Consider the following 8083-nt stretch of genomic DNA (forward strand, 5'->3'; position numbering starts at 1 on the left):
CTCGTCATGAGCGGTCNCCCACCGTCGCGGTCAGGCGGACCGGAACAGGGTGCGCAGTCCCGCGCCGATGGCGGCGTAGACCACGATGGCCAGTCCGTAGTTGAGCAGTACGCTCAGCTGGGCGTTGCCGACGGTGAACAGGTCGGTGAACAGCCAGCCGAACCAACCGGCCAGGCCGCTGATGAAGACGACCAGTGGATTGTCCACATTGGCACCCAGCAGCACGAACAGTATGTGTAGCAAAAGAACCGCGATGATAGCGCCGATCACGACGCTGATGATGCGAGCGGCGAGCGGATTGTAGCGGCTGCGAATGACGGCCATTTCCTTTCCTTTCCGCCGGGGTGACCGAGGGACGTTCGGCGCGGGTCGGCCGAAAGTCACGAATCGGTATCGGTGATCCGCAACAATATCGATATAAATTGATCAATGTCAAATCGCGCCGGTCGCCGGTCGCCGGTCGCCGGTCGCCGGTCGCCGGTCGGCTTCGTCCGTTGGGCGGTGGGGTCGGTCGGGTGGTCTTCCCGGTCACGAAGCTGAACGCGACTTCAGCGCGCTTTAGCGTGGCTTCAGCAGGTTGGGGGTAGATTCCGACCTGGGGAGGAGGCCGGAGGCCCCCGAACCCGGCGCATTCGACGAGAACGCCTCCGCCCCAAGGTTTCTGAGCCGAGCGGACGAGCTTGTCCGGGGCACAACGCCCGTCACGCGGGCGGAGTCCAACCGGTTGAAGCCGGGTCAACGGACCGTCGACGGGCCGCGAATCACGGTCCTCGCCGAGATTCCACAGAACGGGGGAGACCGTAAGACGACAGGAGGTCGCGCGATTGCGGACCGACCATCGTCACCGTGATCCCGCGCGCCGCCCGTGCCCCCGTTCCCGTCACTGGCCGACTCGCCCGTCGACGCACTCGCGCAACAGGTCGGCGTGCCCACAGTGGCGGGCGTACTCCTCGATCCGGTGGACCATCAGCTCGCGGACGGCGATCTCCTCCTTTCCGAGGCGCTCGCCCAAGTCCGAGTGTTCGGCCAGCACGGCGTCGATCGCGGCCTGCTCGCGCTCGAGATCGGCGTACGCGGCGTCGACGACCGCCTGGTCCGCGACCGCACCGTCGAAGTCCGCGTCTCGCGCGCCGTACAGTTTCGGTAGCGGTTCGTCGTCGCTGATCCAGTTGAACCAGTCCCGTTCCGCTTCGGCGAGGTGCCGAAGCAGGCCGAGCAGCGACATCGTCGACGGCGGTACCGACCGGTGGGCCAGCTGTTCCGGGGTCAGGCCCTCGCATTTCATCCGCAGAGTCAGGCGATAGTTCGTCAGGAAGTCCTGCAACGTCGCGAGCTCGCCGTCCGGGCTGACGCCGTCGTTGTTGCGGGGGTCGTCGTCAGGGTCGGCCCACATGTCGGGGTAGATGCCCGCCTGGCTCCATCGAGCGGGTTGGTCACTCATGTGTTTCACGTCCGTCCGTGGGGAGGCACGACTCGCTCGTGCCCGCGTCGACGTCGCAGTTCCGCCGACTGCGCGCCAAATTAACACGCCTGGACGTCCGCCGCCTCCGCTTATCCGTGGGCGCCCGGTCGTGCCGGAACACCGCCCCCACAACGACACCAGCCCTGAGACGACACTCGGGCGACGGCACATGATTGCCGTGATCCGCCCCGGCCAGGTTCGCGCGCCCATCAAATGATCTATATGGACATCGAAACAGAGTCGGTATCGCCGTTCGGGCGAATGCCATAAGGGACCGACCGACGTGAGCGCCCGCCAGTGCGGCGGCCCGAGGCGGGACGAGCCACCTCGGGCCGATCGCGACGCCTCAGGAGTCGGCGTTCTTGTGGGTTCTGCCGGCGCTCGCCCTGGCGATCGAGGCTTTGACGAGCGCGTAGATGGCGCCTTGAAGCGCCGCCGCCGCGAGGATCTCGCCCCACCCCCGATCCGTGTCGGTGCTGGCCGGGGCCTCCTTCTCCCCGGTGGTGACCTTCCACAGCTTGCGGAAGACGAGGCCGGCGAGGAGACCACCCGCCATTCCCGCCGCGAGATCGATCGGTTTCGCGATGAGCTTGTTCACCGTCGTCGCCCCCACACCAGGATCACCACGGCCGCGACGACCCCCGCCGCGCCCAGGAGAACGGGCACACGGTTGTGCTTCACCTCGCCAACGACAGGCTCCGTCGCCGACGTGAAGCGGTGGCGGGCGCCGGAGACCGCGTCCCGGGCTCGCGCGCGCACGTCCATCTTCGCGGTCAACGCCTCTACGGTGTCGCCGAGTTCGCGACGAGTCACCGCGATGTCGGCGCGAATCTGGTTCAGATCGCGCGCGACGGTCTCCTCGTCCGGTTCGAGTTCGGATTCGGTCCGGTTCCGCTGCATCGTCATCGGTGCGTTCGCTCCTTCAACTGCGCCATGTCGGCCTTCAGGCTGGAAATGGTCTCGGCGGGGACCGGAGGCACCGCCTTCTTCAGCCGTGCCCGCGCGATCAGCGCCAATAGGCCGGCGATGAGGAAGACGCCGCCCGCGACGGCGAGCGCCGCCAACCAGGCGGGCCAGACGAGCGTCAACGCGAGCACGGCGGCGGCGATGAGAACGCCGAGGCCGTACGCGGCGAGCAGGCCGCTCCCGCCGAACATGCCGACTCCGACGCCGGCCTGTTTGCTCTTGTTGGCCATCTCCGCTTTCGCCAGCGCCAGTTCATCCTTGACGAGCCGCGTCACCTGTTCGGTCGCCCGGTGTACGAGCTCCCCCGTCGACGGTTCGGCCGGACGGACCGGACGGATCGGTGTAGTCGTCATCGTCGCTCCCCTCGTCCCCGAGCACGCGCCGCGACGGGCGCGCGTCCACGGTAATGATCACCGCATTGGCGACGCGGCACGCCGAAACGGCGGAAAGGGATTGTCCTTGAGGGCACAAACGGGAGGGCCTTCGTCGGGTGTCGCGGTGGGGCGGGGCATAGGGTGCGAAACGGCGCGGCCTCGGCGCGCGTCGTTTCGTTCACCAGTGCAGCGGGGGCATCCAGGCATGACCGACATCGTGAAACCGTGGCCGGCCCTGTGGTCGCTCGTGATCGGGTTCTTCATGATCCTGGTCGACTCGACGATCGTGTCGGTCGCGATGCCCGCGATCATGGCCGGGCTGGACGCGGACATCACCGAGGCGGTGTGGGTGACGAGCGCCTACCTGCTGGCGTACGCGGTGCCGCTGCTCGTGACGGGGAGGTTGGGCGACCGGTTCGGTCCGAAGAACGTGTACCTGATCGGGTTGGTCGTGTTCACCCTCGCGTCGGTGTGGTGTGGCCTGTCCCCGCACGTGGAGAGCCTGATCATTGCGCGGGTCGTGCAGGGGCTCGGGGCGGCGATGATGACGCCGCAGACGATGGCCGTGATCACCCGGACGTTTCCGCCCGACGGTCGGGGGACGGCGATGGGGTTGTGGGGCTCCGTCGCGGGTGTGGCGATCCTCGTCGGCCCGGTGCTGGGCGGGGTTCTCGTCGGCGCGTTCGGGTGGGAGTGGATCTTCTTCATCAACGTCCCGGTGGGGATCGTCGGTTTCGTGATGGCTGCGCGGCTCGTGCCGAAGTTGACGACGCATTCGCACCGTTTCGACGGTCTCGGGGTGATCCTGTCGACGGTGGGGATGTTCTGCCTGGTCTTCGGGATTCAGGAGGGCGAGTCCTTCGACTGGGGTGTCATCGTCGGTCCGATCTCGGTGGGGAGGTTGGTGGCGGCGGGCGTCGTGCTGTTGGTCGTGTTCGTCGTGTGGCAGAGGCTGAACCGGCGCGAGCCGCTGTTGCCGCTCGCGGTGTTCCGGGACCGGAACTTCGGTCTGGCGAACGTCGGGATCGCGTCGATGGGTTTCGCGACGACGGGGATGGCGTTGCCGTTGATGTTGTTCGCTCAGGTCGCGCGCGGTTTCAGCGCGACCGAGGCCGCTTTGCTGCTCGCCCCGATGGCGGTGATCTCGGGCGGGTTGGCGCCGGTCGTCGGGAAGCTCGTCGACCGGACGAATCCGAAGTACCTCGCGGCGGGTGGATTCGCGTGCATGATCGGTGGTCTGACGTGGCTCGGTTTGATCCTGACGCCGACGACGCCGGTGTGGCTGCTGCTGTTGCCGACGGTGCTGCTCGGTTTCGGCAACGCGGGGGTGTGGGCGCCGTTGTCGTCGACGGCGACGCGCAATCTACCGCCGCGGATGGCAGGGGCCGGGTCCGGTGTGTACAACACGATGCGCCAGGTCGGGGCGGTGCTCGGCAGTGCCGGGATCGCGGCGGCGATGAACGCGCGTCTCGCGTTGAACCTGCCGGGGTTCGACAGCACGGGGGCGACTCCCGAGGGCGCGGGGGAGTTGCCGGCGGCGTTGCGTTCCGGTTTCGCGTCCGCGATGGGCGAGTCGATGCTCGTCCCGGCGGCGGTGTTGTGCGCGGGCTTCGTCGTCGTGTGGTTCTTCAACGCTCCCGTTCGGGCGGCGGAGAACCGCGAGTGGGATGCCGCGCGCGGTGCGGCGTAGGGATCGGGTCGGGCGGCCGTCCCCGTGGAGCGGACGGCCCACGTCGACGACTTCCGGGCGCCGACGCCGATCGCGTATGCGTTCAGTGTCGTGGCGCTATAGCGGCACTGGTGCCGCGTCGAGGAGGGTGACCCGGCCGTCGGCCAGCCGGTAGGACATGCCGACGACGGTGCAACGGCCCGCCGCGACGGTCTCCGACATCTCGTCGCTGTGGCTGGCGATCATGTCGACGGTGCGGCTGACGTGCAGGTTGGTGATGCCGTCGGCGTCGGTGACCCGGCGGGCGTTCGCGAGCCGGATGCTGGGCGCGACTCCGTCGATGATCGGCCGCAAATTCTCCGGCATGGGCGTCTCGTTGTTGGTGGCGGCGCGCGCGGCGCTGATCGCGCCGCAGGAGTCGTGCCCGAGGACGATCACGAGTGGCGCCCCGAGGACGGAGACGCCGTACTCGATGCTGGCGAGGACGCCTGGGCCGACGATGTGTCCGGCGGTGCGGACCATGAAGAGGTCGCCCAGACCGCGATCGAAGATGATCTCGGCCGCGAGACGGGAGTCGGAGCAGCCGAAGATGACGGCGAAGGGGCGCTGTTCCACGGCGATCGACGCGCGGTACGCGGCGTCCTGATGCGGGTGGATGGGGGCGCCTTCGACGAAGCGGCGGTTGCCTTCGAGCAGTTCCGCCAGTGCGGCGTCGGGGGAGGGTGAACTTGTGCTGTCCTGCATGCCTCGGTGTCCTTCCGGTGGCGTGCGACGCGGTCGGCGTCGCGGAGTCGCAGTCACGGCGGTCGCATGACGCGGCATCGTCGGCGAGTCGCGGCCACGGCCCGGCCACAGGTATCGCGCCTTTGTGGGCCTCGCGGTTGCTGCACGATATCACCCGCTCAGGGCGGTTTCGGCCGCCTCAGTGCGGGGTGTGGCGGTCGCGGCACCGCGACAACCCGTCGTCGTCGGCGTGCGCTCGGGGCGAGTCGACGGTCGAGGCGCGGCACCTCGAGGTGACGGCGGGGAAACGGAGCCGACGACCACGCGGTTCGAGAGTCCGCGTCGCTCATGGGATTGAGATGGGCGTCACATTGTGATGTGATGGGGGTCGCCCGCGTACGCGGCGTCAATGCCCGCCACCGTCAGGAGGCACCGTGACCGATACGCCAGCCGGACCACGACACTTCAATATGGATGGACGTGGTGGGGACGGCGCGGACGCCCCCACCTGGAACCACGGGATGAACGCCTCCTCCGGGGAGCGGACCGGCTGGGGTCCGACCGTGTGGCCGGCGATCGGCGTGATCGCCTTCGTCGGCTTGGTCGTGCTGTGTTGTTCGGGAGTCGGGTGAGCGCGACCGCCTCAGTCCGCGGGTCGTTCGTTCGCGGACGGATCGGGTGACGGGAGCGCGCAACCGTTGTCGTCGCACACGACCGCGTCCGGGTCGCCGATCATTGCCAGCGGCGGGATGACCGGTGTCGGCTCGACTGCCGTCGGCTCCGGGTCGTCGGGCGTCACGCCGTCCCCTCCTCGGCCCGACGCAGCGCGGCTGCGAAAACCTCCGGTTCCTGGGCGCCCGAGACGCCGTACGCCGACTCGATGACGAAGAACGGAACCCCTCGGATGCCGTAGGCAGACGCCTGCGCCAGGTCCGCCTCGACGGCGTCCGCGTACGCGCCGGTCGCGAGCGCTTCGGCGGCGGCGTCCGGGTCGAGCCCGACCTCGGCGGCGAGCGCCGTCAGCTCGGTCTCCCGGCCGACATGCCGACCCTCCACGAAGTACGCCTTGAGAAGTCGTTCCTTCAACTCGGCTTGCAGGCCGTGCGCCTTCGCGAAGTGGAGCAGTCGGTGCGCGTTCAGGGTCTTGGTGTGCTGGACGGCGTCGAAGTCGTACTTCAGGCCGACACCGGAGGCGATGTCGGTGACGTTCGCGAGCATCTCCTTGACCCGTTCGGCGGGCATGCCCTTGTGCTTGACGAGGAAGTCGACCTCGGTGCCGTCGTAGTCGACGGGCGTGTCGGGGGCGAGCTCGAAGGAGTGGTACTCGATCGTGACGTCGCGTCCGCCGTTGGCGACGTGTCGACGGACGCCTTCCTCGAAGCGGCGTTTGCCGATGTAGCACCAGGGGCAGGCGATGTCGGACCAGATGTCGACCTTCAACGGCGCGGACTCACTCATGGCGGCCTTTCGTGGATGGGCGTCGTCCTGTCACGGCGCCTCCGAATGCAGCGCGGACCTCGACGGCGGTATTCCGTCGGCGCGGGGCGTGCCGCCCAGCTCACAGTCGAGACGGTTCGCGTCGTCAGCCGGGAAAGTCCATCTCGGCGAACCGGATCGCGTCCTCGTCCGTGTCCGGCAGCCCGAACCAAAGGATCGGGTCACGCAGCGTCTCCCGGGCGGGGCCCGTGACGGTGACGTGCTCCATGAGAACGCGCCACAGGGCGTCCGCGGCGTCGGCGGCGAGCTGGTCGTCCTCGCCCAACTCGTCGATCCGGTTCGCCATGTCGACGAGCGGTCGCAGCGGCTCGTAGGACGGCAGGGGTTCGAAGGTGCCGACGAAGGCGCCGAAGCGGATGCCGCTGACGGTGAACGTGCCGATGGGCTCGCCGTCCCGGGCGATCGTCCACACGGTCGGTACATAGTCGACGGCGCGCCAATCGGGCGTCATACGGCCTCCCCCTGAGTCGGCCGATCCTATCGCCCGGGTGGTGTCGGGGTGGGACGGTCAGCCGCGCGCCGTCAACTCGGTGACGAGGTCGGCGGCGTTCGGCGTGCTGACGATGATCTCGTCGAAGTTCTCCGACAACTCGCGGTTGAGTCGAATGTGGATTCCCGGGCGATCCTGGTAGGCGAAGACGAGCTGTCGGACGCCCTTGCCGAGCCCCCACGTGCCGACCTTGGCGAGTCCGGGCACGTGCGCGCCGTAGCGGCCTCCGCGGGTCTCCGCGATCGGGGCGTCGACGGCTTCGGCCGATCGCACCGCGGTGAGCGGGATGGTGACGGGGCCGGTCAGCCCGAACACGCGCTCCTTGCTTCCCGGGGTGACGACGATCGAGTCGGTGGTGATGGTGAGGGCTGCCATGGGGATCTTTTTCCTATCTTTCGTAGCTGTTATAGTTCATGTATAACAGATGGGATTTACGGATGCAACTGATACTCGACCTGGACAGCGATGTGCCGATCTACCAGCAGATACGTGATCAGGTCATAGAGGCGATCGCCCGTGGGGACCTGACCGAAGGGGCCCAACTGCCGTCGACCCGGCAACTCGGCACCGATCTCGCGGTCAACTTCCACACGGTCGCCAAGGCGTACGACCTGCTTCGCCAGGAAGGCGTCATCCGCGTCAATCGCAAGAGCGGTGCCGTCGTACGGCGAGACACGACCTCGGGCCCACCGGAGGACGGATTCGAGGAGCGATGGGAGCGGCGGCTCCGCACGCTACTCGCCGAGGCGACCGTCCAGGGCCTGGACGCCACCGACATCGCGCGGCGCAGCTCCACTGTGCTCGACTCATTCACCCCGACCACGGAGAACCTTCGATGACCATCACCCTGGGCCTGCTGGCGGTCCTCACCGTCACCGCCATCTTCTGGGCCACCCCCACCC

The 8083-nt window shown here is 68.2% G+C and carries 13 protein-coding genes; 3 read left to right on the forward strand and 10 right to left on the reverse strand.

Annotated elements, in window-relative coordinates:
• Positions 1–30: 30 nt before the first annotated feature.
• The 5 genes from ACM9NP_RS19730 to ACM9NP_RS19750 form a co-directional block, all read right to left on the reverse strand.
• Positions 31–324: a hypothetical protein gene (locus ACM9NP_RS19730; protein WP_415648230.1), complete on the reverse strand. Its 294-nt coding sequence runs from the start codon at positions 322–324 to the stop codon at positions 31–33.
• A 556-nt stretch (positions 325–880) separates the two neighbouring features.
• Positions 881–1441, reverse strand: coding sequence for a DinB family protein (locus ACM9NP_RS19735; protein ID WP_415648231.1), 561 nt, complete (start codon positions 1439–1441; stop codon positions 881–883).
• A gap of 367 nt (positions 1442–1808) precedes the next feature.
• The gene (locus ACM9NP_RS19740) at positions 1809–2060 is read right to left on the reverse strand and encodes a DUF4235 domain-containing protein (RefSeq protein WP_415648232.1); all 252 of its coding nucleotides are present in this window, start codon (positions 2058–2060) and stop codon (positions 1809–1811) included.
• Entirely contained in the window at positions 2057–2368 is a 312-nt protein-coding gene (locus ACM9NP_RS19745) for a DUF3618 domain-containing protein (protein WP_415648233.1), read from the reverse strand. The genes ACM9NP_RS19740 and ACM9NP_RS19745 overlap by 4 nt, the downstream gene beginning before the upstream one ends.
• Positions 2365–2781 (reverse strand): phage holin family protein, encoded by a 417-nt coding sequence (locus ACM9NP_RS19750; protein ID WP_415648234.1) that lies wholly within the window; start codon positions 2779–2781, stop codon positions 2365–2367. The genes ACM9NP_RS19745 and ACM9NP_RS19750 overlap by 4 nt, the downstream gene beginning before the upstream one ends.
• Positions 2782–3007: 226 nt before the next feature.
• Here ACM9NP_RS19750 and ACM9NP_RS19755 point away from each other — a divergent pair, with 226 nt between their 5' ends.
• Complete coding sequence (locus tag ACM9NP_RS19755) at positions 3008–4492, forward strand: MDR family MFS transporter (RefSeq protein WP_415648235.1); 1485 nt, start codon at positions 3008–3010, stop codon at positions 4490–4492.
• Between the two features lie 96 nt (positions 4493–4588).
• On the opposite strand, the gene ACM9NP_RS19760 is transcribed toward ACM9NP_RS19755, so the two are convergent.
• Positions 4589–5215 carry a carbonic anhydrase gene (locus ACM9NP_RS19760; RefSeq protein WP_415648236.1) on the reverse strand — a complete coding sequence of 209 codons (627 nt, stop codon included), beginning with the start codon at positions 5213–5215 and terminating at the stop codon, positions 4589–4591.
• Positions 5216–5628: 413 nt separating this feature from the next.
• Here ACM9NP_RS19760 and ACM9NP_RS19765 point away from each other — a divergent pair, with 413 nt between their 5' ends.
• The gene (locus ACM9NP_RS19765; RefSeq protein WP_415648237.1) at positions 5629–5826 is read left to right on the forward strand and encodes a hypothetical protein; all 198 of its coding nucleotides are present in this window, start codon (positions 5629–5631) and stop codon (positions 5824–5826) included.
• Between the two features lie 11 nt (positions 5827–5837).
• On the opposite strand, the gene ACM9NP_RS19770 is transcribed toward ACM9NP_RS19765, so the two are convergent.
• From ACM9NP_RS19770 to ACM9NP_RS19785, 4 genes are all read right to left on the reverse strand, one after another.
• A complete protein-coding gene (locus ACM9NP_RS19770) occupies positions 5838–5993 on the reverse strand; it encodes a hypothetical protein (protein WP_415648238.1) in 156 nt (51 codons plus the stop codon).
• Positions 5990–6652 carry a DsbA family oxidoreductase gene (locus ACM9NP_RS19775; RefSeq protein WP_415648239.1) on the reverse strand — a complete coding sequence of 221 codons (663 nt, stop codon included), beginning with the start codon at positions 6650–6652 and terminating at the stop codon, positions 5990–5992. Before ACM9NP_RS19775 ends, ACM9NP_RS19770 begins: the two co-directional genes overlap by 4 nt.
• A 124-nt stretch (positions 6653–6776) precedes the next feature.
• Positions 6777–7142 carry a hypothetical protein gene (locus ACM9NP_RS19780; RefSeq protein ID WP_415648240.1) on the reverse strand — a complete coding sequence of 122 codons (366 nt, stop codon included), beginning with the start codon at positions 7140–7142 and terminating at the stop codon, positions 6777–6779.
• Positions 7143–7199: 57 nt separating this feature from the next.
• The gene (locus ACM9NP_RS19785; RefSeq protein ID WP_415648241.1) at positions 7200–7556 is read right to left on the reverse strand and encodes a hypothetical protein; all 357 of its coding nucleotides are present in this window, start codon (positions 7554–7556) and stop codon (positions 7200–7202) included.
• A gap of 62 nt (positions 7557–7618) precedes the next feature.
• Between ACM9NP_RS19785 and ACM9NP_RS19790 the strand changes: the two genes are divergently transcribed.
• Positions 7619–8020, forward strand: coding sequence for a GntR family transcriptional regulator (locus ACM9NP_RS19790; RefSeq protein ID WP_415648242.1), 402 nt, complete (start codon positions 7619–7621; stop codon positions 8018–8020).
• The last annotated feature ends 63 nt before the right edge of the window (positions 8021–8083 follow it).

Source organism: Stackebrandtia soli, assembly GCF_965137155.1.
Lineage (GTDB): Bacteria > Actinomycetota > Actinomycetes > Mycobacteriales > Micromonosporaceae > Stackebrandtia > Stackebrandtia soli.

What these genes read in the sequence shown, in the direction of transcription:
- ACM9NP_RS19775 (WP_415648239.1), bottom strand. Translation starts at nt 6,652, where the DNA reads ATGAGTGAGTCCGCGCCGTTGAAGGTCGACATCTGGTCCGACATCGCC.
- ACM9NP_RS19755 (WP_415648235.1), top strand. Translation starts at nt 3,008, where the DNA reads ATGACCGACATCGTGAAACCGTGGCCGGCCCTGTGGTCGCTCGTGATC.
- ACM9NP_RS19730 (WP_415648230.1), bottom strand. Translation starts at nt 324, where the DNA reads ATGGCCGTCATTCGCAGCCGCTACAATCCGCTCGCCGCTCGCATCATC.
- ACM9NP_RS19780 (WP_415648240.1), bottom strand. Translation starts at nt 7,142, where the DNA reads ATGACGCCCGATTGGCGCGCCGTCGACTATGTACCGACCGTGTGGACG.
- ACM9NP_RS19735 (WP_415648231.1), bottom strand. Translation starts at nt 1,441, where the DNA reads ATGAGTGACCAACCCGCTCGATGGAGCCAGGCGGGCATCTACCCCGAC.
- ACM9NP_RS19750 (WP_415648234.1), bottom strand. Translation starts at nt 2,781, where the DNA reads ATGACGACTACACCGATCCGTCCGGTCCGTCCGGCCGAACCGTCGACG.
- ACM9NP_RS19745 (WP_415648233.1), bottom strand. Translation starts at nt 2,368, where the DNA reads ATGACGATGCAGCGGAACCGGACCGAATCCGAACTCGAACCGGACGAG.
- ACM9NP_RS19785 (WP_415648241.1), bottom strand. Translation starts at nt 7,556, where the DNA reads ATGGCAGCCCTCACCATCACCACCGACTCGATCGTCGTCACCCCGGGA.
- ACM9NP_RS19790 (WP_415648242.1), top strand. Translation starts at nt 7,619, where the DNA reads ATGCAACTGATACTCGACCTGGACAGCGATGTGCCGATCTACCAGCAG.
- ACM9NP_RS19760 (WP_415648236.1), bottom strand. Translation starts at nt 5,215, where the DNA reads ATGCAGGACAGCACAAGTTCACCCTCCCCCGACGCCGCACTGGCGGAA.